Consider the following 24,915-nt stretch of genomic DNA (forward strand, 5'->3'; position numbering starts at 1 on the left):
CAGCCTGGAGGGGCAGCCACAGCCCGGAAGGAGCGACCGGAGCCTGAAAGGCGCGGCCGAAGGCCCGGGGGCGGCCTGGCACAGGGGAAGGCAGCCCGCCCAGGCCGGCCCCAGCCCAGGAGGGCACCCCGGCCCGGAAGGTAGCCCGGCCCACAATGCGCTCCCCCGCCCCGGAGGAGGCAGCCGCGTCCGGGGCGGGGGCCCCCGCCGTCACCCGTTCGCCACATCCGTTCGCCCCCGGCGGCCGGAGCCCGCACCCTGGAGCGGTGCGGGGTGGCGTCGTGCCGCCCGGCTCTTCGGGGGCACTACCGTTCGGCACCGGGGAGTCGTCATGCGCATAGCCGTCGTGGGCCAGGGGTACGTCGGGGTGACCGGGGCGGTGGCCCTCGCCCAGGCCGGGCATCTCGTCACCGGCATCGAGCAGGACCGGGACCGGCTGGAGGCCCTGACGCTGGGCCGGGCGCCGGTCGTCGAACCGGGGCTCCAGGACCAGCTGTCCCTCGCCCTCGCCTCCGGCCGGCTCTCCTTCGCCGGCGCGCTCGCGCCGGCCCACGCCGAGCGGCCCTTCGACGCCGTGCTGATCACGGTGGGCACACCGCCCGCGCCGGACGGGACGGCGGACCTCCGGCAGGTGACCGCCGCCGTCGCCGAGGCGGCCGCGCTGTCCCCGGCGGCCTGTGTGGTGCTGAAGTCGACGGTGCCGCCGGGCACGAGCGACCGGCTGCTCGCGGCCCGGCCGGACCTCCGCGACCGGTTCGCCAGCAATCCCGAGTTCCTCAACCAGGGCAGCGCCATGGAGGACTGGACGGCCCCCTCCCGGCTCGTCGTCGGCATCTGGTCGCGCCGCGTGCTCCCGCTGCTCCGCAGCCTCTACGACGGGGTGATCTGCCCCTGGGTGGTGACCACCCCGGCCAGCGCGGAGATGGCCAAGTACGCGAGCAACACCTTCCTCGCCGCGAAGATCAGCTTCGCCAACGAGATCGCCCGGCTGTGCTCCGCGCCGGGCTTCGACGTGGACGACGTGATGCAGGCGGTCGGCTACGACCCGCGCGTCGGGCACGCGTTCCTCCAGCCGGGGCTGGGCTTCGGCGACTCCTGCCTGCCCAAGGACACGCTGGCGCTGGCCCGTTGGGCCGCCGGGCTGGGTGTGCGCACCCCGCTGCTGGACGCGGTCATCGAGGTGAACGCCACCCAGCCCGGCGTCGTCCGCGAGATCCTCCGGCGGGAGCTGGGCCAGGACCTCCGCCGGTCGGTGATCGCCGTGCTCGGCGCCCGTTACGAGCCGTGGAGCGACGACATGCGGGCGGCACCCAGCCTGTCGCTGGTCCCCGCGCTGATCCGGGAGACCGCGCGGGTGCGGGTCTGGGACCCGGCGCTCGGCCAGGACGGGCTGGCGGCCCTCTTCCCCGGCGCCGAACCCGTCGCGGACCTGCGGACGGCGGTCCGCGACGCGCACGCCGCCGTCATCCTGACCGAGTGGCCGGAGGTCGTCGAGGCCGACTGGACGGACCTCGGGGCACGGCTGGCCCGCCCGCGGGTCGTCGTGGACGGCAAGAACTGCCTGCGGCCCTGGCAGCTGGCCCGGCTGCCGCTGCGCTACCGGGGCATCGGCAACCGGCCGGCGGCCGGCGTCCCGGACCCGGCGGGGTCCGCCGGGATCACGGGGGTCTGAGCCGGGTCCGAGCCGGGTCCGAGCGAAAGCTGAACGGGGCCTGGCCAAAGGGCTGAGCGAGGTCTAAGCGGGGGCTGAGCGGGGAGGGGTGGCCGAGTTCCGCGCCGCGTCCCCGCCGCCCGTCAGGCGCCGTCCACCCGCGCGTCACCCGGCTGCGGGTCGCTGCCGAACACCCAGGGCGCCAGGACGACCAGCCAGCCGTCCGGATCCTCGAACAGCACGGCGCCGTGCCGGGCCCAGTACGGGTTGGCGGGGGCCACCGGCCGGCGGCCGCGCTCCTCCAGCCGGCGCACGGCCGCGTCCCGGGCCTCGGGCCCGCGCAGGTACAGCACCAACTGGTTCTCCGGGTGCGGCGCGGGGACGCGGGGCGGTGTGCCGTGCTGGGTGATCTCCATGTGCACGGGGGTGCCGGGCAGTCCGAGGACGACGCCGTCGTAGCCGTCGTGGTCGCGCCACCGGGCGAGGACCGGGAGGCCGAGGTCGTCCGCGTAGAAGGTCAGTACGTCGTCGTAGTGGGCCGTGGGCCGGGCGAACCGCACGGCGCCCACGGCCAGATGCTCGGGCCAGGTGTGTGTCATGGCCACACTGTTGCACAGGGGCCACTCCCGCCTCTTCCGTCCCAGGACCACCCGTCCCTACGGCGCACGGCCGAGGGCGGGCGGCCTACGACCGGCTTCCCGGCGGGGCAACGAGCCACCCGCCCAGGGGGTTTGGCCATGGCTTCACGCGGTACGCGCACTGACGAGGTCCTTGCAGACGACCCAGAGGCCCCAGATGACAGCCAAGTCCGAATCCGACGGCAAAGGCGTCGAAGACGCCAAAGAAAACAAAGACGTCAAAGACGCCAAAGACGTCAACCAAGACGACAAGCAAGACCACAAAAAAGACGGCGAATCCGTCACCATCCCGGTGCCCCGCATCCTGCGGGCGGCCCGCGACCAGCTCGCCGAACTGGCCGGGCTGCGGCCCGAAGGAGTGTCCGGTTTCGAACGGACCCCCGACGGCTGGACGGTGGAGATCGAGGTGGAGGAGATCCCCCGCGTCCCCGAGACGATGAGCGTGATGGGGCTCTACCTGGTGACCCTCGACCCCGAGGGCAACCTCACCGGCTACCGCCGCGCGCGTCGCTACGAGCGCGGCAGGACCGACTCCTGACGGACACCGTCCGCGAGGGAAACCGTCCACAACGGGCAGCGTCCGCGCGGGGAATCGGCCCACGGCGGACACCGTCCGCGACGGACACCGCCGTACCGACTCCCGACGGACGCCGTCCGCCGGCGCGCGGGACCGCCCGCTGCCGCCGGCCCGTCGGCCACGAGAGGAAGTTCCCGACATGAGTGTTGTCCCGGCGCAGCAGTCCGGGGGTGCCGGTGGCACCAGCGGTCTGTACGACGTCCTGGAGCTCGTACTCGACCGCGGCCTGGTCATCGACGCGTTCGTCCGCGTCTCCCTGGTCGGCATCGAGATCCTGAAGATCGACGTACGTGTCGTCGTCGCCAGCGTGGACACGTACCTGCGGTTCGCCGAGGCCTGTAACCGCCTCGACCTGGAGGCCGGCCCGCACCGGAGCGCCGGGCTGCCGGACCTGGTGGGCGAGGTCACCGAGAGCGGCGCCCGCGGCAAGAGCAAGGGCGCGCTGTCCGGCGCCGCCCAGTCCATCACCGACGCCTTCCAGCAGGCCCGCGGGGGCGGCGAGTCGAGCGGGACCCGCCGGAGCTCCTCGCGGAGCAAGAAGGAGGAGAGCGAGTGAGCACCTACGTCTACGGCATCACCGCCGGCGAGCGCGCGCAGCTGCCCGAAGGGCTCACCGGCATCGGCGAACCACCGCGCCCGGTACGCCTGGTGACGGAGGCCGGGCTGGCCGCGGTCGTCAGTGACTGCCCCGAGGAGCTGCGGCCCAAGCGGCGCGACCTGCTGGCCCACCAGCAGGTGCTGTCCGAGGCCGGCCGCAAGTCCTCGGTCCTGCCCATGCGGTTCGGCAGCGTCTGCGAGAGCGACGACGACGTGCTCCGGGTGCTGACGGAGCACGCCGAGCACTACCGGTCGAAGCTGGAGCAGCTGACCGGCCGCGTCGAGTACAACATCAAGGCCGTGCACCACGAGGACGTGGTGCTCCACCTCGTCCTCGCCGAGAACGCCGAGCTGCGGGCCCTCGCCGAAGCCAACCGGAAGGCCGGCGGCGGCACGTACGAGGACCGGCTGCGGTTCGGGGAGAAGGTGGCGGAGGCGGTCCGCTCCCGGGAGGCGTGGGACGCCGACCTGGTGCGCGACACGCTGGAGCCGCTGGCGGAGGGGTGCCGGCCGGGGCCGGAGAGCGGCGGCTGGTTCCTCAACCTGTCCCTCCTGGTGCCGGAGTCGGCCGCCGAGCGGCTGCTGACCACCGCCGACCGGCTGCGCCGGGCCCACCCACAGCTGGACCTGAAGGTGAACGGTCCGCTGCCGCCGTACAGCTTCGTCGACTCGTGATGTTCGTCGGCTGGGTCCTCCGCCGCGTCCTCGCCGAGGCCGAGCGGCTGTACTACGACCCGGCCGTCATCCAGGGAGAACTCCGATCGCTGGAACAGGAGCTGGAGGCCGGACGGCTGGACGAGGCGGAGTTCGACCGGCTGGAGGACGCCCTGCTGGACCGCCTTGAGGAGGCCCGGCGGCGCTCACCGGCGGCGCCGGGCTGACCCTCCGGCGCGGACCTCACGGACGACTCGCCGCGCCGGCGGCAAAGGGCCGACGACGCAGGGCCCGCGAACCAGGGCCGACGACGACGCAGAGGAGCCCCGAGACCCATGAGTTTCCCGAGCCGACTGCCCGACGCCCGCTCCCCCGCGGAGGGTTCGGGGGCCAACCTCGCCGACATCCTGGAGCGGGTGCTCGACAAGGGCGTGGTGATCGCGGGCGACATCCGCATCAACCTGCTCGACATCGAACTGCTGACGATCAAACTCCGTCTGGTGGTCGCCTCGGTCGACCGGGCGAAGGAGATGGGCATCGACTGGTGGGAGAGCGATCCCTCGCTGTCCTCGGGCGCGCGCTCCCGTGAACTGCGCGAGGAGAACGAGCGGTTGCGGGAGCGCCTCGCCGCGCTGGAGGAGGAGCGGCCGGCTCTGCCCGCCCAGGAGGCGGAAGCCGTCCGGGACCGGCGGGCGGACGGAAGGGGAGGTGAGGAGCGGTGACCGAAGGAAAGCGGGTGCTGGAGGGGGAGTTGGTGACCGAGGGGCAGCCCGTACTGGACGGTGAGCTGGTGACCGAAGGCCAGCCGGCGTCCAAAGAGGATCTGGTAGCCGAAGGAAAGTCGGCGCCCGAAGAAGACGCGGTGACCGAAGGGCAGCCGGTCGCCGAGGGCGAGTTGCTGTACGCCTACGCGGTCGCCCGGGACACCGGCCCGGCCCGGGACGTGCCGGAGACGGTGACGGGCGTGGCCGGCGAGCCGGTGCGCGAGGTGTGCCACGAAGGGTTCGCGGCCCTGGTGGGCCGGGTGCCCGCGGCCGAGTTCGAGGAGGGTGCGCTGCGCGAGCGGCTGGAGGACCTGGCGTGGCTGGAGCGGGTGGCCCGCGGCCACCAGCGGGTGGTCGACGCGGCGGTCTCCCTCTTCCCCTGCGCGCTGCCGCTGCGGCTGGCGACCGTCTACCACGACGAGAACGGGCTCCGGCGGATGCTGACGGCGGGCCGGGAGGCGTTCGGCACCGCGCTCGACCGGCTGGAGGGCCGTGTCGAGTGGGGCGTCACGGTCTACGCCACCTCGGCGCCGGCGGAAGCACCGCCGAAACCGTCGGGCCCCCCGTCCGGGCGCGATTACCTGCGGCGGCGCGGCGCCGAACGCCGGGCCGCCGAGGCGGGCGCGCGGCAGGAGGCCCGGCAGGCGGAGACGGTGCACGAGACGCTCGCCGCCCTGGCGGAGGCGGTCCGGCTGTACCCGCCGCAGAACTCCCCGCTCGCCGCGCACCCGGGCCGCAACCTCCTCAACGCCGCCTACCTGGTGCCGCGGGACCGCGCGGAGGAGTTCACGAGGACGGTCTCCGAGATGACGGACCGGACCCCCGACGGGTTCCGGATCCGGCTGACGGGACCGTGGGCCCCCTACTCCTTCGTCACCCACGACCCCTGCGTCCCGGAGGCACCGTGAACGGTGACGGGCTCCCGGCGGAGCGGCTGTCCCTGGTGGACCTCCTCGACCGGCTGCTCGCCGGCGGGGTGGTGCTCACCGGCGACCTCACCCTGCGGATCGCGGACGTCGACCTCGTCCGGATCAACCTGCGGGCCCTGATCAGCTCCGTGGACGCCCGCGTGCCCTCGCCCTGGGACGACTGGCGGGACCCGGTCCAGAGCCTCGAACGAGCGACGGAGGGATGACGGAGACATGAGCGCAGCCGCGAACCGCCGCGTGGAGCTGGACCACGACACCGTCGAACGCGACCTGATGAAACTCATCCTGACCATCCTCGAACTCCTCCGGGAGCTGATGGAGCGTCAGGCGCTGCGCCGCGTCGACCAGGGCGACCTCACCGAGGAGCAGGAGGAGCGGATCGGCATGACCTTGATGCTGCTCGCCGACCGCATGGACGGCCTCTGCCGGCAGTACGGCCTGGACCCCGAAGAACTCGATCTGGATCTGGGGCCCCTGGGGTCACTGCTGGGACGTCAGTGACGGGCGGTTCCCCGAGGACCTCGACTGCCCCTGCGGATCCGCTCGTTCGGGTGATGGACAGCCGTGCGTCCAGGCATGACCATGACGGAGAAGTCCGGATGAACCCCGCATCCACGCGATTCCGGACAGGGAGGGGAAAACCCGTGTTCCGTCGCCGCGTCATCCCGCGCCTCCTGTGCACCGCCGCCCTGGTCCTGGGGGCGGCCGGCTTCTCCCGGACGGCTCCCGCCACGGAGAGCCGCGCCGCCGCCGGGTCCCTGGAACCGGCCTGCCCACCGCCCGGCGGCGGCACCTGCTACTTCGAGTGGTTCGACAGCGCCGGCCGGCGGAGCATCGAGCTCAGCCCGGAGGTCGGCGCCTGCTACAACATGACCTCGGCCGGCGCGGTCCGGGGCACCAACATGACCAACCGCACGGTCCACCTCTGGCCGAGCAGCGACTGCGTCGGCAGCGCGACCGCGCTCGTCGCCTCCGGTCGCTCCTGGAACGACCCGTCCCACACGTACTTCTCGTTCCGGCCGATCCGCTGAGCCGCCCGATCCGCTGAGCCGGCAGGCCCCTAGCCGGCAGGCCCACCGAACCGGCAGGCGCTCCCCCGATACGGCGACCGGCCCGCCGAGGTCACACGAAGAACGCGCGGAGCAGGGCGCCCACCCCGCGTGCCACCGCCCGCAGCGCCCCCACCTCCACCGCCGTCTCGGCGATGTCCGCCACGGCGTCGGCCGCCTCGAACCGCCCGGTCCGGCACCTCCGGCACGTGCGCCGACGTCTCCGGCCGAGCCGTCCGCAGCGCTCACACTCGCGCTCCCGCTTCCTCATCAAACGATGATCCCATGGTCGTACCGGCAGGTGGGACGGTGGCAGCCGCGGGCGCTGCCGCAACCCGTTCGACGGACCCGGCGGTGTTTTCCGCACCCGGCGCGCACCCGGCCCGTAGCGTCCGCCGTGAGCGCCCGGGCCTCTCCGGTCCAGGCTCCGGAGGAAAGGGAGCGCTCCATGCCCGAACTGCCCGCAGCCGCCCGACCGTCCGCGGTCCCCCGCCGTCGCGCCCTGCTCCTCGGGGCGGCGGCGGGCGCCGCGCCCGGCCTGGCACCGGGCACCGCGCGGTCCGCGTCCCGGCGGGCGGCCCGGTCGGTGGACGGCCGCCGCGTCGCCGTGATCGGCGCCGGCGTCGGCGGTCTCACCGTCGCCCACGAGCTCGCGGAGCGCGGCTTCGCGGTGGCGGTGTACGAGCGGCGCGCGGTCCCCGGCGGCAAGGCGCGCTCCCTGTACGTCCCGCACACCGGCACCGGGGGCCGCCGGGACCTGCCCGGCGAGCACGGCCACCGCGGGGTGTTCGGCTTCTACCACAACCTCCCCGACACCCTCCGCCGCATCCCGCTGCCCGGCGGGCAGAGCGTCCACTCCCGCCTCACCCCCGTACGGTGGGTCGAGCTCGCCCGGGTCACAGGGCGTCCGGACCTCCCCGTCCCCGTCGACCGGTGGGTCCCGTCGTCGCTCTCCGACGTGAACCTGCTGATCTCCTCGCTCGCCGGCCTGCTCCAGGAGGGCGTGCGCCTGCCGCCGTGGGAGGCGCTGTTCTTCGCCAAGCAGGCGGTGATGCTCCTGACGAGCTGTACGGAACGCCGGTTCGGGCAGTGGGAGTACGTGCGCTGGTGGGACTTCATCCGGGCGGACGGGATGTCGGAGGACTACCAGAAGTTCCTCGGCGGCGGCGTCCAGTTGCTCCAGGCCCTTCGCGCGCCCGTGGCCAGCACCCGGACCTGCGGCCAGGGCATGGAGTCCATCCTCTACGACCTGGCGGGCCGCGGCAGTGACACCGGCGGCCCGTTCGACCGGGTCTTCGACGCGCCGACCAGCGAGGCGTGGCTCGACCCCTGGGCGGCCCACCTGCGTGCGCTCGGTGTACGGTTCGCCTTCGGCCGCAGCGTGGAGCGGCTCGACCTGCGCGGCGGCCGGATCGCCTCCGCGACGGCCCGGACCGTGTACGGCACGACGGAACGGATCGACGCGGACTGGTTCGTGGTCGCCCTCCCCGCCGACCGGGCCGTCCGCCTCTGGAATCCCGCCCTCCGGTCGGCCGACCCCCGGCTGGCGGCCATGGACGGGCTGCGGCACACCTGGTGCAGCGGCATCCAGTACTACCTCCGTGAACAGGCCCCCGGCATCCGGGGCCACGTCGTGCACGTCGACTCCCCCTGGAAGCTGGCGTCCATCGCCCAGTCCCGGGTCTGGTCGGCGCCCTTCGCCCGGACCTGGGGCGACGGGCGGGTGCGGGAGTCGCTGTCCGTGGTGATCTCCGAGTGGGAGACGCCGGGCATCCTCTACGGCAAGCCCGCCCGGCGCTGCACCCGGGCCGAGGTCGCCCGCGAGGTGTGGGCGCAGATGAAGGCGCACCTCGCCGACCACGCCCCGCTGGACGACGCCCTGCTGGAGACCTGGTACCTGGACGAGGCGATCACCGAGGACGGGAGCGGCGGCCTGCGCGACGACGACCCGTTCCTGATGAACACCGCCGGTTCCTGGGACCTGCGCCCGGAGGCCACCACCGCCGTGCCGAACCTGTTCCTGGCGGCCGACCACGTCCGGACGTACAGCAACATCGACTTCGCCTCGATGGAGACGGCGAACGAGGCCGGGCGCCGGGCCGCCGGGGCGATCCTGGCCGCGGCGGGCGGTACGGGCGGGGGCGGCGGGGCGGAGGTCCGGACGTTCCGGGGCTACGAGGCGCCGGAGTTCGCCGCCGCGCGGGCGCTGGACCGGCAGCGGTGGCGGCAGGGGCTGCGGCACGTCCTGGACATCGGCTGACCACAAGGCACGGGGGAGGACGAGGGGACGACAGGGGCGCCCGGGGGCGCAGGGATGGCGCGGACACCCTGTTCCCCTCCCGTACCCCCCGGCGTCACAGTGTCGCCATCACCCCTTCCACCCGCCTCGCTGTCCTTGGAGCGCTTCGTCCCCCTTCCCCCACACACACCCTCAGAGGTCACCTTGCCCATGGGAGAGATCGACCGCCGGCGGTTCCTGCAACTGACCGGCGGCACCGCCGCGTTCACCGCGCTGTCCGGCAGCATCGCCCGCGCCGCGGCCATTCCGGCCCGGCGGAGCACCGGCAGCATCCGGGACGTCGAGCACATCGTCGTCCTGATGCAGGAGAACCGTTCCTTCGATCACTACTTCGGGTCCCTGCGGGGCGTCCGCGGCTTCGGAGACCCGCGGCCCGTCACCCTGCCCAGCGGAAAGTCCGTCTGGCACCAGTCGGACGGCAAGCGCGACATCCTGCCGTTCCGCCCCGAGGCCGACCACCTGGGCATGCAGTTCCTCCAGGACCTCAACCACGACTGGGCGGGCGGACAGCGGGCGTTCAACAAGGGCCGCTACGACCAGTGGGTGCCGGCCAAGACGGCGACCACCATGGCGTACCTCACCCGCGAGGACATACCGTTCCACTACGCCCTCGCCGACGCGTTCACCCTCTGCGACGCGTACCACTGCTCGTTCATCGGGTCCACCGACCCCAACCGCTACTACCTGTGGAGCGGGTACACCGGCAACGACGGCAAGGGCGGCGGCCCGGTCCTCGGGAACGACGAGGCGGGGTACGGCTGGACCACCTACCCCGAGCGGCTGGAGAAGGCCGGGGTCTCGTGGAAGGTCTACCAGGACGTCGGCGACGGCCTGGACGCCACGGGCAAGTGGGGCTGGACCGGCGACGCCTACCGCGGCAACTACGGGGACAACTCGCTCCTCTACTTCAACACCTACCGCAATGCCAAGCCGGGCGACCCGCTGTACGAGAAGGCCCGCACCGGAACCGACGTCCGCAAGGGCGACGGCCTCTTCGACGTCCTCAAGGCGGACGTGAAGGCCGGCAGGCTGCCGCAGGTTTCCTGGATCGCCGCGCCGGAGGCGTACAGCGAGCACCCGAACTGGCCCGCCAACTACGGCGCCTGGTACATCGCGCAGGTGCTGGACGCGCTCACCGCCGACCCGGAGGTGTGGAGCCGCACCGCGCTGTTCATCACCTACGACGAGAACGACGGCTTCTTCGACCACGTCGTCCCGCCGTTCCCGCCGGCCTCCGCGGCCCAGGGACTGTCCACCGTCGACCCGGGGCCCGACCTCTACAAGGGGAGCATCGGCAAGACAGCGGGCCCGTACGGGCTGGGGCAGCGTGTTCCGATGCTGGTGGTCTCGCCGTGGAGCACCGGCGGCTTCGTGTGCTCCGAGGTCTTCGACCACACCTCGGTCATCCGGTTCATGGAGAGCCGCTTCGGGGTGCGGGAGCCCAACATCTCGCCGTGGCGGCGGGCGGTCTGCGGCGATCTCACCTCGGCGTTCGACTTCAGCCGGGCGAGCACCGACACCGCCGCGCTGCCGTCCACGGACGGCTACCGGCCCCCGGACCGGCTGCGCCACCCCGACTACGTGCCGAAGCCGCCCTCGACCGGTGCCCTCCCCCGCCAGGAGCCGGGCTCCCGTCCCACCCGGCCGCTGCCCTACGCGCCGTTCACCGACGGGACGGCGGCACCGGCGACCGGCAGGTTCACCCTGGCGTTCGGCGGTGGCGAGGCGGCGGGCGCGCAGTTCCTCGTCACCTCGCCCAACCGCACGGACGGCCCGTGGACGTACACCGCGGAGGCCGGGAAGACGATCGCCGACACCTGGAACACGGCCTACTCCAAGGGCGTCTACGACCTCACGGTGCACGGCCCGAACGGCTTCCTCCGGAGCTTCAGGGGCCCCGGCGGCACCGCGGGCCCTGAGGTCACCGCCCGCCACAACGCGGCCACCGGCGACCTCGACCTCACGCTGACCCAGCAGGGCACGGCCGACTGCCACCTCACCCTCACCGACGCCTACGGCGGCCCGGCCGAGACCGTGACCGTGCGGCCGGGCGCCACCGTGCGGCACACGGTGCGGACGCGCGCGGGCAAGCGGTGGTACGACGTGTCGGTCGTGTCGCACGAGGACGGTGTGTTCCTGAGACGCTTCGCCGGGCACGTCGAGACGGGCGCCTCCGGAGTGAGCGACCCGGCCCTCGCCACCCGCTGATCCCCGTCCGGGCTCCCGGGCGTCCGGCCGCTCCCCCGCTCGCGGGTCAGGGCGGCCAGACGCCCGTGCGCCACAGGTGCACGATGGCCCGGGCGATCGCGCGCGACTCCGGGTCCACCAGCGCGTCGGGGTCGCCGCCGGCCGCGTCGAGGTCGTCGAGGAACCGCCCGACGGCCTCGCGGCCGACCCGCTCCAGCGTGGCATCGTGGTACAGCCGGACGAGTCCGGTCGCCCGCAGCTCGTCCTCGTCCCGCCCGGTCAGCCGGGCCGAGAGGGCGACGAAACCCGGATGGTCCGCATGGGCGTCATTCATCCGCTTCCGTCCCCCTCGTCATGGTTCCCGTACGTTCCTTCCGGTGGCGCCGGGGCGCCCATTCTGCGGGGCGCGTACCGGCGCGGAAAAGGGCGCACACAAAGGGGTGTTCCCGGCATTGCCGCCGGGACGTGTGGTTCTCGGGCGGCGAATGTGTCCCTCCACATCGCCGAAAAGGCACGCCTGCCCGCCGGATTCCCGGGCATCCGCGAGGTGTCCGTCTTTCCTCCCTACACACGGCGCGTACGTACCGCGCGAGGAGGCACCATGTCGCAGATCGAGGAATCCGTCGAGGTCGCCGTTCCGGTCACCACCGCGTACAACCAGTGGACGCAGTTCGAGGAGTTCCCGCAATTCATGGAGGGCGTGGAACGGATCGAGCAGCGTTCGCCGACGCTGACGCACTGGGTGACCAAGACGGACGGCGTCCGGCGGGAGTTCGACGCGGTGATCACCGAGCAGATCCCGGACGAAAGGGTCGCGTGGACCACGGTCGACGGTGACGTCCGGCAGGCGGGCGTCGTCACGTTCCACCGGCTGGACGCCGCCCGCACCAAGGTGATGCTCCAGTTCGACCACACGCCGGAGGGCGTGGTGGACACCGTGGGCGACAAGCTGGGGTTCGTCCGCCGGCAGGCCAAGGGTGATCTCGAGCGGTTCAAGACGTTCATCGAGTCGCGCGGCCTGGAGACGGGCCGGTGGCGCGGCCGGGTCTGAACCCGGAGGTCCGTGATCCGTGGCCCGGAGCGTTCCGGGCCACGGAACGGCGAGGCTCCGGGCCACGGAACGGCGAGGGGGCCGCGGTCCGAGGACCGCGGCCCCCTCGGGGGTCCCACCGGAAGAACATCAGTCGCGGAACGCGTCCTTCGCCTTCTCCTTGGCGCCCCGCAGGTCGCCCTTGGCCTGATCGGCCCGGCCCTCGGCCTCCTTGGTCTCGTTGCCGACGGCCCGGCCGGCCTTCTCCTTGATCTTGCCCTTGGTCTGCTCCGCCTTGGCCTTGGCCTTTTCCTGAGCGCTCATCTCGATATCTCCTCGGTGTCGACGGTGAACCGTATCGATTTCATCCCGGCGGCTGCCCGGGCCGGCCCCCCGTAAACCCATCGGTCACCGGCGCACCGAAGCCGGGCGCGCGCCGGGCGAGTTCGGTCTCGAATCCGCATCGGCCCGGCATGAAGAAAGGAAGCGCGGATAAAAGCGAAAGCATCGGGAAGACGACACGTCGGAGGTTGATTTCCATGGTTCCCCTTCTTCTCGTCCTGCTCCTCGCTCTGATCCTTTTCGGTGCCGGATTCGCCGTGAAGATTCTGTGGTGGGTCGCGGTGGCGGTACTCGTCATCTGGCTGCTCGGCTTCCTCGTGCGCTCCGTCGACTCCGGTGGCGGCCGCAGCCGCTGGTACCGATGGTGACCCGCTGATCACACAGCCATCACGGCCCCGTCTCCTCCGGGCCCGGCGGGACCTGATCCCCGCCGGGCCTCGGTGCTGTCCGGCCGGATTCCTTGGGAAGTCCGGCCGAAAATCGCCCTGCCTGCACGCATGTCCCGGCAAACCCGGGGCAGGAGCCGAACTGTCAAGCACAGTTGAAGGAGGGCGCACGTGACCAGCACGAGCGTGACGCAGACGGCCGACGCCGAGCGGATCAGCACTGCGGCGGGTGGGCCTCTCGGTGTGGATCTGCCACAGGTGGAGGACGCGGGAGGCATCGACCCGCGCGACGCCCGGGCCCTGAACAAGCTCTTCCTGGACCGGCTGTCGGTCCTGGAGGAGGGTACGCACGAGTACCAGTACGTCCGGAACACCCTCATCGAGATGAACCTCTCCCTGGTGCGTTACGTCGCCGGCCGCTTCCGCGGCCGCGCCGACCAGATGGAGGACATCGTCCAGGTGGGCACGATCGGCCTGATCAAGGCGATCGACCGGTTCGATCTGACCCGGGAGGTCGAGTTCACCACCCTCGCCATCCCCTACATCACCGGCGAGATCAAACGCTTCTTCCGTGACACCAGTTGGGCCGTCCACGTCCCCCGCCGGCTCCAGGAGCTCCGGGTGGAGCTCGTCAAGGCGACGGAGGAGCTCTCCGGCCGGCTCGGCCGCTCCCCGACGGTCAAGGAGCTGGCCGAGGTGCTGGACCTGTCCGAGGACGAGGTCATCGAGGCCCAGGTCGCCAGCAACGGCTACTCCGCCCACTCCATCGACACCCCCGCCGAGCCCGGGCCGCGCGGCCACGACTCCTCGCGCTCGTGGTCGGAGCGGATCGGCACGGTGGACGAGAACCTGGAGAAGGTCGAGTCGCTGCACGTCCTCAAGCCGCTGCTGGAGGAACTGGACGAGCGGGAACGGCTGATGCTGGAGCTGCGCTTCGGGCAGGAGATGACCCAGTCGCAGATCGGCGCCGAGCTCGGCATCTCCCAGATGCACGTCTCCCGGCTGCTCAGCCGCACCCTCGCCAGGCTGCGCAAGAAGATGCTCGCCCAGCAGTGACCCCGCCCGTCGGCGGCCGGTCCCACCGCGAACGACGTCGCCCCTCACGGCCCTCCGGCCGGCGAGGGGCGCCGCCGTGCGCGCGAGAGCACAACCGCGGGGCTTCTTCCAGGGTTATTTCCGGACTTCCGGGCGAGGCGTGGGGAGAGGGACGATCCCGGAACACCCGGAACGGAGGTACCGACGTGGACTGGCGACAGTACGCCGCCTGTACGGAAGAGGACCCCGACCTGTTCTTTCCCATCGGCACGGGAGCTCCGGCGCTGGCGCAGACCGAAGGGGCCAAATCGGTCTGCGCGCGCTGCCCGGTGAGGGAAGAATGTCTGCGATGGGCTGTGGAGACCCGTCAGGAGTACGGAGTGTGGGGTGGTACGAGCGAGGGGGACAGGCGTGAGCTCCGGCGGGGGACGGGAAGGCGCCGTGCGGGTACCTCTTCCTAGTACGGTGGCGGAGCTCCCTGTGGGACGGGGCGTTCCGGGCCCATCGTGCGCCCTCGCGGGGACGGTGAGCGGACGCGCGACGGACGTACGGTCCCGACCCGCCAGTGATCGAGGTGACGCTGTGAACAACACGACGGCCGTGGCCGGGCCGTTCGTCCACCCGGCGTTGTTCTACCGGGACGGGGGAGAATACGTCGCCGCGCTCACGGCGTTCGTCCGCGAAGGACTGGCCGACGGCGATCCGGTGGCGGTCGCCGTGCCCCGCGCCCGGCTGGAGCTGCTGCGGGACGCGCTGGGCGCGGACGGGTCCGGCGTCCGGTTCGTCGACATGGAGGAGGCGGGCCGCAATCCGGGACGGATCATCCCGCGGGTGCTGCGGGCCTTCGCCGACGCCCACCCCGACCGGCACGTCCGCATCATCGGCGAGCCGATCTGGGCGAGCCGGACCGCCGCGGAGTACCCGGCGTGCGTCCAGCACGAGGCCCTGATCAACCACGCGTTCGCGGGCCGCAGGGTGACCATCGTCTGCCCGTACGACACGGCGCGGCTGGATCCGCGGGCGGTGGCCGACGCCTACGCGACCCACCCGGTGATCATCGACGGTGACCGCAACGGCCCCAGCGGCTCGTACGCGCCGGACCACATCATCGCCGCCTACAACCAGCCGCTGCCGCCGCCGCGTGCCGGGTCCGTCCTCTCCTTCGACTTCGACGACGAGCTGCTGCCGGACGCACGGCACGCCGTGGTGGAGCGGGCCGCGGCGCTGGGGCTGGCGCCCGAGCGCCGGGATGACCTGGCGCTGGCCGTCGCCGAGCTGACCACCAACAGCGTGGTGCACGGCGGCGGGACGGGGACGGTGCGGATCTGGGCCGAGGGCGGTCACGTGGTGTGGGAGGTGCAGGACCGCGGGCACGTCAGCGATCCGCTGGCCGGCCGCCGCCCGCCCGCGCCCGACCGCCCCGGCGGCCGGGGCCTGCTGCTCGTCCACACCCTGAGCGACCTCGTCCGCACCCACACGGGCCCGGGCGGCACCACGACGCGCTGCCTGCTCTCCCGCGTCCCGTCGCCCTGAACCACCCGTCGTGCGGGTGAAACCGGCGCAGTTCGATTGCGCCGGCCCGCCCGGAACGGCGAGCGTGGGCGAGCGCCGGCGAGGCGCCGGGCCGACGGAAGGAAGGAACGGGACGGATGAAGCGCGTCATGGCGAGAACGCGGTGGGCCGTACGCACGGCCGTGGCCGCGGTGGGCACCCTGGCACTCTGCGCCGCGGTGGCACCGCCGGCCTCGGCGGACGGCGGCGACTGCGTCGGGCAGACCTGCCTGCAGGTCGACCGGAACGGCCTCTATGTGGCGCGGGCGACGGTCACCCCGCCCCCCGGCGCGAAGTTCTTCGGCCACTACCGGCTGTACGGCGGCGGCGTCGACAACAAGAGCGCGTCGCAGCACTGGCACGAGGGGCTGCGCTACACGGTGGCCTGGGGCCGGGGCGTGCCGGACCACACCAAGATCTGCGCCGAGGGCTGGGAGCAGGTCGGCGGCCAGCTGAAGCCGCTCGGCAAGAAGTGCGTGGAGATCCGGAAGTCCGGTGGCTGACGGCGGCCCCGGCAGCCCTCATCCGTCGTAGGACTGCAACTCGACGAGGTTGCCCTCGGGGTCGCGGACGTGGGCCGTCCGCAGGGTCGGCCCCCACTCCGGCCGCTGGGCGGGGGCCGCGACCGCCGTGGCGCCGTGCCGCAGGCAGAGGGCGTAGCCGGCGTCGACGTCCGGGACGCGGCTGACGAGCATCGTCCGGTCGGCGGGGCCCGCTTCCGCCGCCGGCCCGGTGACGTCGGCCATGGCCCGGCGGTCGAGCAGCATCAGGACGCCCTCGCCGGCCAGGTCCCAGTGGGCGTAAGGCCCCTCCTCCGTGCCTTGGACCAGGCGGGCGCCGGTGAGTTCGGGCAGGACGGCGGCGTAGAAGCGGAAGGTCTCGGCGAACCGGCCGACGAGCAGCCGGGGGTGCAGTGCGTCCATGTCACTCACTCCTCTAATAGTGGGTATGCCCCAATGATGGGTTGCAACCTACAATAGAGACGTGACCGAGACACCCCCCACCCTCACCGCCCTGACGCCGTATCTGCTCTCCCGGATCGGCAAGAACGCGCGCGGCCGGGTCGCGGCGCGGCTGGCCGGCCGCGATCTGCGGATGTGGCACATGGCCGTGCTGGCCGCCCTCGCCGACTTCGGCCCGCACGCCCAACGGGAGCTCGCCGAGCGCCTGACGATCGACCCCAGCGACATGACGAAGATCGTGGACGACCTGGCCGCCCTCGGCCACGTCGAACGCACCCGCGACCCTCGCGACCGCCGCCGCCTCTCCGTCACCCTGTGCCCCGCCGGCGCCACGGAACTCGCCCGGCTCACCGATGACGTACGCGCCGCCCAGGACGAGCTCCTCGCCCCGCTGACCGTCCGGGAGCGGGAGCGGCTGCACACACTGCTCGACAAGGTCTTCCGGCACGGTGAAGATGCCGTGGACGAGCCGAGGCGGCCGTAGCCGCGTGCCTCACGCCCGCCTGGTGGCGACGGCCGCCAGGTAGAGGGGCGGCAGGAACCGTGTGCGCAGGGCGACGGGCGCACCGCAGACACCGGCCAAGTGCCGCAGCGCCGCGGGGCTGTACGCCTTGCGCAGGCTGACGACGGCGTCGTGCGCCTGGGCGGGGCCGCCACAGAGAAAGGCCGCGGGGACGGCCGCGAGGCAGGCGGGGTGGCGCCACAGGTCGATGACCAGGAGCCGCCGGGCGACGCGGGTACCCTCGCGCAGCACGTCCGCCGCGCCCCGGGGCGGCAGATGGTGCAGGGACTGGGTGAAGACGGCGAGGTCGTAGGAGCCGTCGGGGGCGTCGATCGCGGTGGCGTCGAGCCGTGCGACGGTGGCCCGCGCGTGGCGGCCGAGCGGTCCCGCCCGCAGCGCCTCGACGAGGTCCGGGGCGACGTCGCTGACGGTGGCCCGGGCGGCCGGGTGCCGGTCGAGGACCCAGCGGGTGAGTCCGCCGTCCCCGGCGCCGAGTTCGAGGAAGCGCGGCTGGGGTACGTCCCGGAGCCCGTCCAGGACGAGGGTGCCGAACGTCCGGTGGGCGAGGGCGAGCCGTTCCAGCCGGGCCAGTCCGCGCAGCACCCGGCGGCGCCGGCCCGCCGTGTCGGCGCGGTCGAGGTACTCGGGGCGGTCGGTCTCGTACAGCCGGTCCCACCACGCGGCGCCGGGGCCGCCCCGGGGCATGTCGTCGGTCACAGTCGGCCAACGACCCGTTCGCGGCCCGGTCACGTCCGGGCCGGGGCGCCGGACCGCGCGGGCGCGGTGCGCAACCGTCCGCGCTCCCCCGGCGTCTTGTGCGAGGCTCCGGCGGTGATGACGCCGGGTGTCAGGGCTCGTGAGCGAAGGGACCGTGGGAGCAGTGGACGACATACGCAGGCCGGCCGCGACCGCCGTGCGGGAGGCGTCGGCCGGAGGGCCGGAACCGGCGCCGCGCCCGACGGGTCTGCTGGATCTGCGGGGGCGGGAACGGGCCCCCGCGCTGCTGGTGTACCCCGCCGACGCCGTGCTGGTCGTGTCGGGACTGCCCGGCAGCGGCAAGAGCACCCTGATCCGCCGCTGGTCGGGGGCCGCGTCGGTCGTCGACCCGAGGGACGCGCACGAGGACTGCGCGGCGGTGATGCCGACCTGGCTGCCGTACGCGGTGTACCGGCCGTGGGCGCGCCTGGTGTACGCCCGCCGGCTGTGGAACGCGGTCCGGGCGGGCGGGCCGCTGCTGGTGCACGACTGCGGCAGCCGGTCGTGGCTGCGGCGGCTGCTCGCCCGGGAGGCGGGGCGCCGGGGCCGCGAACTGCACCTGGTCCTCCTGGACATGGCGGCGGCCGACGCCCTCGCCGGCCAGGAGGCACGCGGGCGCTGGGCCCGGCCCCGCGTCTTCGACCGACACCGGCGCGGGCTGCGACGGCTGTCGGACGCGCTCACCGCACCCGGCGCCGGGGAGCCGGGCGGGAGCCCGGTGCCCGAGGCGGCCTCGGTGGTCCTGCTGGACCGGACGACGCGCGAGCACGTGACGGCCGTCGCGTTCCGGCGGTAGCGCGGCCGTTGTCAGACCCCTCTGTCACGATCGTTCGTGTGAGTATCCGTGAGGGCGGGTGCGGGGAGGACAGCCATGGGTTTCTTCGACGGCCGGGCGATGCCGGCCGAACACGAGCCGGACCGTCCGGAGTTCGTCGACCTGGGACCGGCGGGCCCGCGGTACGCGGACGACGGGCCGCCGGCCGACCGGTACCTGCCGACGGTGCTTCCCCGGGTGGCGCGGGTGGCCGAGGGGCCGCGGGTACGGGTGATGTTCACGGGCTGGGAGGTGTGGCCCGAGCAGGTGACGCTGTGTCTGCAGATCTTCTGGCGGCGCAGGCGGACGGACGAGGTGTACGGCGACGCCTGGTTCGCCCGGCCCGGCGCGGGAGCGCTCCGGGTGGGGCTGCGGCCTGCGGCCGGCGGTCCCGGCCTCACCCTGCGGGAGCACGGCACGGACCCCGGCGGGGCGTTCCACCGACCGGCACGGTTCCTGCTGTCGGCGGTGCCGGAGGGCGGGCCCTTGGTGCTGGTGCTGGAGTGGGCGGACGAGGGGATAGCGGAGACGGCGGTGGCGCTGGACACGAGTGGCCTCGGGGAGGCGGCGCGGCGGGTGGTGGAGATATGGCCGGAGGGGCCTGGGGTTTGAGGGGGGGGAGGCCCCTGTCCCTCCCCCAGAGGGGGCACCCTCACCGCCCCGGCCCCGCCAGCACCCGCCGCGCACGGGCAATGAGCGCCCGCCCCGCCGGACTCGTCGGACCATCCGTACGCCAGGCGAAAGCCAGCCGCCCCCGCAACGCCGGCGGGTCGATGGCCACAGAAACCAGCTCCGGCGCGCGGGAGGCGGCGAATTCGGCGGGCAGGATCGCCGCCCCCAGCCCATGCGCGGCGAGTTCGGCGAGCGTGCCCGGATCACCCGCCTCCAGAGCGATCCGCGGCCGGAACCCGGCCGCGACGCACGCTTCGTCGAGCCGGGCCCGGAGCCCGGTGCCGCGCGGCAGGCTGATCAGGGGCCGGTCGCGCAGGGTGTCGAGGGAGACGACCGGGTGGACGGCGAGTTCATGGCCGGGGGCCACCGCGGCGACGATCGCCTGGTCCTCCAGGACGTGCAGGGAGATGCCGGCCGGGCCGTCCCGCCCCACGCTGATGATCGCCGCGTCGAAGCGCCCGCCGCGGAGGCCGTCGACCAGCTGGTCCGTGGTGTCCTCGGCGAGGGTGATCTCGACCGCCGGGTGCTCCTGGTGGAAGCCGGCGAGCAGTCCGGGCAGGTCGGCGTTGTGTGAGGTCACGGTGCCGACGGCGACGCGGCCCCGGAGGAGTCCGGCCATCTCGCCGACGACGAGCCGGGCCCGTTCGACGGCGGCGAGCGCGGCGCGCGCGTGCGGCAGGAAGGCCGCTCCGACCTCGGTGAGCGCGACGGACCGCCCCGAGCGGTCCAGCAGTTCCTGCCCGAGCTCCCGTTCCAGCTTGCGGATCTGCGCGCTGACCCCGGGCTGGGCGACCCGTACCCGCTCGGCGGCCCGGGTGAAGTTCCGTTCCTCCACCACCGTCACGAAGTATTCGAGCTGCCGCAGTTCCATAACCAGCGATGCTAGCAGCCAGACTTTCCATGTCTTGGACTTCTGGTGCGCCCCGGAGGAGGCTGGTGACCACAAGGCAGCGACACCGCACCGAAGGAGCAGCGCCATGACCGATTTCCGCGAACGCGCCACCACCCCCGAGGACTTGACCCGCCTGTTCGTCGAGCGGGCCAACGCCCGCGACGCCGAGGGGATGGCCGCGCTCTACGCGCCCGACGCCGTCCTGGCCTTCCCGCCCGGCAGCGCGACGGTCGGCCGGGAGGCGATCCGCGCCGTCTGCGAGCAGCTCCTGCTCCACGCGGAGCTGCCGTTCACGCTTGAGCCTCCGCTGCCGACGGTCCGTTACGGGGCCGACCTGGCCCTCACGTCGACCCGGTCCGCCGACGACACGGGCGGCAGGGTGCAGGTCGTCCGGCGCGAACCCGACGGGACCTGGCTGCGGATCATCGACCGGCCCGAGTCGAAGGCCGGCCGGTGAGCGTGCTCGTCGCCGGGGCCGGCATCGGCGGCCTGACCACCGCTCTCGCCCTGCACACCGCGGGGATCGACGCGACCGTCGTGGAGAGCGTCCGGGAGGTCCGCCCGCTCGGCGTGGGCATCAACCTCCTGCCGCACGCCGTCCGCGAACTCACCGAGCTGGGGCTCGGGGACGCGCTGGCCGCCATCGGCGTGCCGACCGCCGAGAACGTGTACTGCGACCGTGACGGCACCGTCCTGTTCTCCGAACCGCGCGGCGTCGCCCAGGGCTACCGCTGGCCGCAGTACTCGGTGCACCGCGGTGAGCTCCAGCTGATGCTGCTCACCGCGGTCCGCGACCGGCTGGGCCCGGACGCCGTCCGCACCGGGACGCGTCTGGACGGCTTCACGGACACCGGGTCGGCCGTCCGGGCCCGGCTCCTCGACCGGGCGACCGGGAAGCACCGGACCGCGGAGGCCGGGGTGCTGGTCGGGGCGGACGGGCTGCACTCGGCCGTCCGCGGGCTGCTGCGCCCGGACGGCGGGCCGCTGTTGTGGTCGGGGGTCCGGATGTGGCGCGGGGTGACGGAGGGGAAGCCCTTCCTCACCGGGCGGTCGGCGGTCCTGGTCCGGGACGGGGACGCCGAGTTCATCGCGTATCCGATCGGCCGCGACCGGATCAACTGGGTCTGCCTGGTCCGGGAGGCGCCGCCCGGACCGCTGGGCGAGGAGGCGGGCTGGAACCGCCCGGGCCGGCTCGCCGACCTGCTCCCCCACTACGCGCACTGGTCACTCGGCTTCCTGGACGTCCCGGGCCTGCTGGCCGGCGCCGAGCGGATCCTGGAGTACCCGATGGTCGACCGGGAGCCGCTGCCGTCCTGGGGGCGCGGCCGGGTCACCCTGCTCGGTGACGCGGCGCACCCGATGTACCCGGTGGGGGCCAACGGCGCCTCCCAGGCCGTCGTGGATGCCCGGGTGCTCGCCCACGCGCTGGCGGGGGCCGGCGACGTGCCGGCCGCGCTGGCCCGTTACGCGGACGAGCGGCGGGAGGCGACGGCCGCCGTCGTCCGCGCCAACCGGGCCATGAACGAGGCGGTGCGAGGGGTTCCGGACGACGGCGGGCGGAGCGCGGAGCACTACGCCCGCATCACGGACGCCTACCGGCGGGCCAGCGGGGGCGATCCCGCCGACCTCAACGCCCGCCCGTCGCTGACGCCCCGCTGACCGGCGGTCAGTACCCGGCCGGCCGCGCGGCCAGCACCCGCAGGAGCTGGTCGAGCTCCGGCCGCCAGGGGCGGTTGACGTTGATGCGCGTCGGCTTCTCCCGGCCCGGCATCAGGAAGCGGAACGAGCTCCACAGGGAGCCCATCCGCACGTCGCTCACCAGGTGCCGGGCCTGGTCGTGCGGCAGGGCCAGGACGAGTTCCCTGGGCCGGCTGCTGAGCTTCCCGGCGCGGTGGAACAGCAGGGCCTGCTGGGTGAAGGTGACGAAGTAGGTGTCCACGAAGAAGATCCACACGCTCGACAGGAAGGCCATGGCGACCGGGCTGGGTCCGCTGATGCCGTAGACCGTCACCACCGGCCGGTCGGAGGGGTTGGCCTCGGCCACCGCCCGTCCCACGTGTTCCTGGATCGTCGCCTTGCGCACCGGCATGCTCGCTCCTCGTGCCTATGGGAGGGCCCCGCGTGCCTCATGCGGGAACCCCGCGGGGAAAGGCCCCTATTGAAGCCCCTCCCCGCCGTCCGGGAACCGGCGATTTCCGGACAGCGCGGGAACGGGATGCGGAGCGGCGGACTCCGGCCGTCAGCTGTTCGACCGGGACAGCGCCTCCCGTACCGCCTCGTCGGTGCGGCCCACCACGGCGGTGCCGTCGTCCGCCGTGATGATGGGCCGCTGGATCAGCTTGGGGTGCCCGGCGAGGGCGCCGATCCAGCGGTCGCGCGCGGCGGCGTCGCGCGGCCAGTCCTTCAGGCCGAGCTCCTTGGCCTCGTCCTCCCCGGTGCGCGTGATGTCCCACGGCTCCAGCCCGAGCCGGCCGAGCACGGCCCGGATCTCGCTCTCGTCGGGGACGTCGTCCAGGTAGCGGCGGACGGTGTACTCGGCGCCTTCCTCGTCGAGCAGGCTGACGGCCGAGCGGCACTTCGAACAGGCGGGGTTGATCCAGATCTCCATGCCGCACAGGGTACCGTCACCACCCCGTCAAATCCCGTCTGAGCTGGGGCGATTGTCAGTGCCCGGCAGTAGAATGGAGGGGTAGTGAAGAGGTCGCCCGACCCCTTCGTCAGGAGGACGCCGATGGCCGCAGCAGCAGCACCGCTCACCGACCCGTGCACCCTCGAGACGCTGCCCAAAAAGCGTCTGCCCGCCGGGCATCCCCGTGAGTGGTACGAGTCCCACAACCGCCGGCTGAAGGCCATGCGCCTCGCCATAGCCCTGCTCCACAGCGGCGCGTACCGGCCCGAGCAGGCGACCAACCGCAGGATACGCCGGGTCGCCGACCGGATCGGCGTGCGCCCGCCGTCGAACGCGACCTGCCGGATGGTCAGGTCGCTGATCCACGCCGAGGCGCCCGCGGCACGCGCCGCCCGCCGCTGACCGTATCCACACCTGTACCCACATCCGGTGCGGTACGGCCGCGCCGCAACCGCCCGGCCATCGCCCGTTCCGCCACCCGTCACCCGGCGGCCCCGGCCCGTCCGTAGCGTCGTCGTATGACGATCCAGCAGGTCGCTCCGGTTCCGGCCGCCCCGGCGCCGCCCGTCGCGCCCGCGGCCGGGCCGGCGCCGGAGGGTCCGCCGCCGGCGCCCCCGACGGCCGGTGGCGGGGCCACGGCCCGGTCGCGGCGGCGGCGCGGTCCGGCCGCGCCGGTGCGCCGGCTGGGAGCACAGGCGCTGCTGATGCTGACCGCCCTGGCGGCGCTGTGCGCGGCGGCCGTGGCCGGGGCCGTCGTGGTGCGGGCCGACACGGACCGGCTGCGGGAGACCGTCACCGAGCGGGCGGCGACGGCGGCCGGGCTGCGCTTCGCCCTGGCCGACCTCGACGCGCAGCGCGCCAACGCGCTGGTGCCCGGGCACTCCGCCGACCGGCCCGCCGTCCTGCCCGCGGGCCGGTCGGCGGACGACTTCCAGGTGGGCAACCGCGTCCTGGCCCTGCTCACCGCCCGGCAGCGGCGCGCGGAAGTCAGCGACCTGCTGCGGCGGCTGGGCGGGGACCCGGCCGAGAGCGTCCGGGTGCGGGCGCTGCTGGACGGCCTGGGCCGGTACGACGAGCTGACCGCGCGGTCGTCCGCCGTCGACGAGACGGCGCCGGACCGGCCCGCCGGCCGCCCGCCCGCCGGTGCCGTCACCCTGTCCGTCGACGCGGGCGAGGTGATGCACCGTGAACTGCTGCCCGCGGCGGACGCCCTGGCGTCCGGGTACGCGCGGCGGGCGGACGGGCTGGCGGGCCGCGCGCACGGCGCGGCCGTGACCGCCGCGTGGACCACGGCCGGGACGGGCGCCGCGGCCCTGGCCGTCCTCGGCTGGTGCCAGTGGCGGCTGGCCCGCCGCTACCGGCGGGTGTTCCACCCGGCGCTGTGCGCCGCGACGGTCGCCGCCGCCGTCGTCACCGTCCTCGGCACGGTGGCGTTCCTGTCGGCGGCGGACGGCGTCCGGAGTGCGGCGCGTGACGGTCTGCGCCCGTGGGCCCGGCTGGCCGAGGCCCGGGCGGTCGCCGCCGAGGCGGCGGCCACCGAGGGCCGCTGGTTCGTCTACGACACCCGCCCCGGATCCGCCGCCGTGAGCAGGTTCGAGGGCCTGACCGCGCGCCTCGACTCCCTTCTCGCGCCGGACGGTTACTCCTACGCGCCCGGACGGGCCGCCCACCGGGACGTGCTCGACCGGTACGGGCGGTTCCGCGACGACGACCGCCGGATGCGGGAGGAGCACGCCACCGGGCGGACGGACGCGGCCGTGCTGACGCTCACCGAACTCGGGCGCGGGCGGATCCCGTTCGACTTCTCGGAGTTCGCGGGCTCGCTCGACACCCTGTCCGCGCGCCACTTGGACGTCCTCACGGAACGGACGGCGTCCGCCCGCGACCGGCTGACGGGCTGGCCCGCGGTGCCGGCGGGCGTGCTGGGCGGCGCGGTGCTCCTCGTCGGGGCGGGGCTGCGGCCCCGGTTCGCCGAGTACCGCTGACTCCGCAGCCGAGT

Annotated in this window: 34 protein-coding genes; 25 read left to right on the plus strand and 9 right to left on the minus strand. The window is 73.8% G+C overall.

From position 1 onward, the window contains the following. The first annotated feature begins 331 nt into the window (after positions 1-331). A complete protein-coding gene (locus K7I03_RS01190) occupies positions 332-1,672 on the plus strand; it encodes a UDP-glucose dehydrogenase family protein (RefSeq protein ID WP_185945004.1) in 1,341 nt (446 codons plus the stop codon). A gap of 122 nt (positions 1,673-1,794) precedes the next feature. Here the strand turns inward: K7I03_RS01190 and K7I03_RS01195 are convergent, their stop codons facing one another. Beyond that, a complete protein-coding gene (locus K7I03_RS01195) occupies positions 1,795-2,250 on the minus strand; it encodes a VOC family protein (protein WP_185945005.1) in 456 nt (151 codons plus the stop codon). 196 nt (positions 2,251-2,446) lie between these two features. Between K7I03_RS01195 and gvpO the strand changes: the two genes are divergently transcribed. The 11 genes from gvpO (at position 2,447) to K7I03_RS01250 (ending at position 11,366) form a co-directional block, all read left to right on the plus strand. Beyond that, positions 2,447-2,827 (plus strand): gas vesicle protein GvpO, encoded by a 381-nt coding sequence (gene gvpO, locus K7I03_RS01200; RefSeq protein WP_185945006.1) that lies wholly within the window; start codon positions 2,447-2,449, stop codon positions 2,825-2,827. A 178-nt stretch (positions 2,828-3,005) separates the two neighbouring features. Then, on the plus strand, positions 3,006-3,422 hold the full coding sequence (locus K7I03_RS01205; protein ID WP_185945007.1) for a gas vesicle structural protein GvpA: 417 nt from the start codon (positions 3,006-3,008) through the stop codon (positions 3,420-3,422). Further along, the gene (locus tag K7I03_RS01210; protein ID WP_185945008.1) at positions 3,419-4,138 is read left to right on the plus strand and encodes a GvpL/GvpF family gas vesicle protein; all 720 of its coding nucleotides are present in this window, start codon (positions 3,419-3,421) and stop codon (positions 4,136-4,138) included. Before K7I03_RS01205 ends, K7I03_RS01210 begins: the two co-directional genes overlap by 4 nt. Then, complete coding sequence (locus K7I03_RS01215; protein ID WP_185945097.1) at positions 4,138-4,344, plus strand: gas vesicle protein GvpG; 207 nt, start codon at positions 4,138-4,140, stop codon at positions 4,342-4,344. Before K7I03_RS01210 ends, K7I03_RS01215 begins: the two co-directional genes overlap by 1 nt. Before the next feature lie 108 nt (positions 4,345-4,452). Continuing rightward, a complete protein-coding gene (locus K7I03_RS01220) occupies positions 4,453-4,839 on the plus strand; it encodes a gas vesicle protein (RefSeq protein ID WP_185945009.1) in 387 nt (128 codons plus the stop codon). Next, positions 4,836-5,789 carry a GvpL/GvpF family gas vesicle protein gene (locus tag K7I03_RS01225; protein WP_224346804.1) on the plus strand — a complete coding sequence of 318 codons (954 nt, stop codon included), beginning with the start codon at positions 4,836-4,838 and terminating at the stop codon, positions 5,787-5,789. The genes K7I03_RS01220 and K7I03_RS01225 overlap by 4 nt, the downstream gene beginning before the upstream one ends. Further along, positions 5,786-6,016 (plus strand): gas vesicle protein, encoded by a 231-nt coding sequence (locus tag K7I03_RS01230; RefSeq protein WP_185945010.1) that lies wholly within the window; start codon positions 5,786-5,788, stop codon positions 6,014-6,016. Before K7I03_RS01225 ends, K7I03_RS01230 begins: the two co-directional genes overlap by 4 nt. Before the next feature lie 7 nt (positions 6,017-6,023). Next, positions 6,024-6,311, plus strand: coding sequence for a gas vesicle protein K (locus K7I03_RS01235; protein ID WP_185945011.1), 288 nt, complete (start codon positions 6,024-6,026; stop codon positions 6,309-6,311). Positions 6,312-6,454: 143 nt separating this feature from the next. After that, positions 6,455-6,841, plus strand: a complete 387-nt coding sequence (locus tag K7I03_RS01240) for a hypothetical protein (protein ID WP_185945012.1) — start codon at positions 6,455-6,457, stop codon at positions 6,839-6,841. A 466-nt stretch (positions 6,842-7,307) separates the two neighbouring features. Further along, complete coding sequence (locus tag K7I03_RS01245) at positions 7,308-9,119, plus strand: hydroxysqualene dehydroxylase (RefSeq protein ID WP_185945013.1); 1,812 nt, start codon at positions 7,308-7,310, stop codon at positions 9,117-9,119. Between the two features lie 189 nt (positions 9,120-9,308). Continuing rightward, positions 9,309-11,366 carry a phosphocholine-specific phospholipase C gene (locus K7I03_RS01250; RefSeq protein ID WP_185945014.1) on the plus strand — a complete coding sequence of 686 codons (2,058 nt, stop codon included), beginning with the start codon at positions 9,309-9,311 and terminating at the stop codon, positions 11,364-11,366. A 46-nt stretch (positions 11,367-11,412) separates the two neighbouring features. Here K7I03_RS01250 and K7I03_RS01255 read toward each other — a convergent pair whose 3' ends face one another. After that, positions 11,413-11,679 carry a hypothetical protein gene (locus K7I03_RS01255; RefSeq protein WP_185945015.1) on the minus strand — a complete coding sequence of 89 codons (267 nt, stop codon included), beginning with the start codon at positions 11,677-11,679 and terminating at the stop codon, positions 11,413-11,415. Between the two features lie 267 nt (positions 11,680-11,946). On the opposite strand from K7I03_RS01255, the gene K7I03_RS01260 reads away from it, so the two are divergent. Then, positions 11,947-12,396: an SRPBCC family protein gene (locus K7I03_RS01260; RefSeq protein ID WP_185945016.1), complete on the plus strand. Its 450-nt coding sequence runs from the start codon at positions 11,947-11,949 to the stop codon at positions 12,394-12,396. A gap of 129 nt (positions 12,397-12,525) precedes the next feature. On the opposite strand, the gene K7I03_RS01265 is transcribed toward K7I03_RS01260, so the two are convergent. Next, positions 12,526-12,699 (minus strand): CsbD family protein, encoded by a 174-nt coding sequence (locus K7I03_RS01265; RefSeq protein ID WP_185945017.1) that lies wholly within the window; start codon positions 12,697-12,699, stop codon positions 12,526-12,528. Positions 12,700-12,739: 40 nt separating this feature from the next. Beyond that, positions 12,740-12,916: a hypothetical protein gene (locus K7I03_RS01270; protein ID WP_185945018.1), complete on the minus strand. Its 177-nt coding sequence runs from the start codon at positions 12,914-12,916 to the stop codon at positions 12,740-12,742. On the opposite strand from K7I03_RS01270, the gene K7I03_RS01275 reads away from it, so the two are divergent. The 5 genes from K7I03_RS01275 (at position 12,915) to K7I03_RS01295 (ending at position 16,192) form a co-directional block, all read left to right on the plus strand. Continuing rightward, a complete protein-coding gene (locus tag K7I03_RS01275) occupies positions 12,915-13,085 on the plus strand; it encodes a hypothetical protein (protein ID WP_004947742.1) in 171 nt (56 codons plus the stop codon). The genes K7I03_RS01270 and K7I03_RS01275 overlap by 2 nt on opposite strands. Positions 13,086-13,316: 231 nt before the next feature. Next, positions 13,317-14,159, plus strand: a complete 843-nt coding sequence (locus K7I03_RS01280; protein ID WP_398858450.1) for an RNA polymerase sigma factor SigF — start codon at positions 13,317-13,319, stop codon at positions 14,157-14,159. 185 nt (positions 14,160-14,344) lie between these two features. Continuing rightward, complete coding sequence (locus tag K7I03_RS01285; protein WP_185945020.1) at positions 14,345-14,599, plus strand: WhiB family transcriptional regulator; 255 nt, start codon at positions 14,345-14,347, stop codon at positions 14,597-14,599. Between the two features lie 121 nt (positions 14,600-14,720). Continuing rightward, positions 14,721-15,671: an anti-sigma factor RsbA family regulatory protein gene (locus tag K7I03_RS01290; protein WP_185945021.1), complete on the plus strand. Its 951-nt coding sequence runs from the start codon at positions 14,721-14,723 to the stop codon at positions 15,669-15,671. Between the two features lie 116 nt (positions 15,672-15,787). Further along, positions 15,788-16,192 (plus strand): hypothetical protein, encoded by a 405-nt coding sequence (locus K7I03_RS01295; RefSeq protein ID WP_221903448.1) that lies wholly within the window; start codon positions 15,788-15,790, stop codon positions 16,190-16,192. 18 nt (positions 16,193-16,210) lie between these two features. Here K7I03_RS01295 and K7I03_RS01300 read toward each other — a convergent pair whose 3' ends face one another. Continuing rightward, on the minus strand, positions 16,211-16,612 hold the full coding sequence (locus K7I03_RS01300) for a VOC family protein (protein ID WP_185945023.1): 402 nt from the start codon (positions 16,610-16,612) through the stop codon (positions 16,211-16,213). Between the two features lie 61 nt (positions 16,613-16,673). Here K7I03_RS01300 and K7I03_RS01305 point away from each other — a divergent pair, with 61 nt between their 5' ends. After that, positions 16,674-17,135, plus strand: a complete 462-nt coding sequence (locus K7I03_RS01305; protein WP_185945024.1) for a MarR family winged helix-turn-helix transcriptional regulator — start codon at positions 16,674-16,676, stop codon at positions 17,133-17,135. Between the two features lie 9 nt (positions 17,136-17,144). Here K7I03_RS01305 and K7I03_RS01310 read toward each other — a convergent pair whose 3' ends face one another. Next, positions 17,145-17,870 (minus strand): class I SAM-dependent methyltransferase, encoded by a 726-nt coding sequence (locus tag K7I03_RS01310; protein WP_224346805.1) that lies wholly within the window; start codon positions 17,868-17,870, stop codon positions 17,145-17,147. Between the two features lie 163 nt (positions 17,871-18,033). On the opposite strand from K7I03_RS01310, the gene K7I03_RS01315 reads away from it, so the two are divergent. Beyond that, positions 18,034-18,705, plus strand: coding sequence for an AAA family ATPase (locus K7I03_RS01315; RefSeq protein ID WP_185945025.1), 672 nt, complete (start codon positions 18,034-18,036; stop codon positions 18,703-18,705). Positions 18,706-18,780: 75 nt separating this feature from the next. Further along, complete coding sequence (locus K7I03_RS01320) at positions 18,781-19,335, plus strand: hypothetical protein (protein WP_185945026.1); 555 nt, start codon at positions 18,781-18,783, stop codon at positions 19,333-19,335. Positions 19,336-19,375: 40 nt separating this feature from the next. On the opposite strand, the gene K7I03_RS01325 is transcribed toward K7I03_RS01320, so the two are convergent. Continuing rightward, on the minus strand, positions 19,376-20,266 hold the full coding sequence (locus K7I03_RS01325) for a LysR family transcriptional regulator (protein WP_185945027.1): 891 nt from the start codon (positions 20,264-20,266) through the stop codon (positions 19,376-19,378). 106 nt (positions 20,267-20,372) lie between these two features. On the opposite strand from K7I03_RS01325, the gene K7I03_RS01330 reads away from it, so the two are divergent. Next, a complete protein-coding gene (locus K7I03_RS01330) occupies positions 20,373-20,744 on the plus strand; it encodes a YybH family protein (RefSeq protein ID WP_185945028.1) in 372 nt (123 codons plus the stop codon). Then, positions 20,741-21,946, plus strand: a complete 1,206-nt coding sequence (locus K7I03_RS01335; RefSeq protein WP_185945029.1) for a flavin-dependent oxidoreductase — start codon at positions 20,741-20,743, stop codon at positions 21,944-21,946. Before K7I03_RS01330 ends, K7I03_RS01335 begins: the two co-directional genes overlap by 4 nt. Positions 21,947-21,953: 7 nt before the next feature. On the opposite strand, the gene K7I03_RS01340 is transcribed toward K7I03_RS01335, so the two are convergent. Both K7I03_RS01340 and K7I03_RS01345 read right to left on the minus strand, forming a co-directional pair. After that, positions 21,954-22,376 (minus strand): hypothetical protein, encoded by a 423-nt coding sequence (locus K7I03_RS01340; protein ID WP_185945030.1) that lies wholly within the window; start codon positions 22,374-22,376, stop codon positions 21,954-21,956. Positions 22,377-22,526: 150 nt separating this feature from the next. After that, entirely contained in the window at positions 22,527-22,895 is a 369-nt protein-coding gene (locus tag K7I03_RS01345; RefSeq protein ID WP_185945031.1) for an arsenate reductase family protein, read from the minus strand. A gap of 123 nt (positions 22,896-23,018) precedes the next feature. Between K7I03_RS01345 and K7I03_RS01350 the strand changes: the two genes are divergently transcribed. Continuing rightward, positions 23,019-23,318: a hypothetical protein gene (locus tag K7I03_RS01350; protein WP_185945032.1), complete on the plus strand. Its 300-nt coding sequence runs from the start codon at positions 23,019-23,021 to the stop codon at positions 23,316-23,318. Between the two features lie 116 nt (positions 23,319-23,434). Further along, on the plus strand, positions 23,435-24,901 hold the full coding sequence (locus tag K7I03_RS01355; protein WP_185945033.1) for a hypothetical protein: 1,467 nt from the start codon (positions 23,435-23,437) through the stop codon (positions 24,899-24,901). Positions 24,902-24,915 lie beyond the last annotated feature (14 nt).

The sequence above is a fragment of the Streptomyces mobaraensis genome (assembly GCF_020099395.1).
Lineage (GTDB): Bacteria > Actinomycetota > Actinomycetes > Streptomycetales > Streptomycetaceae > Streptomyces.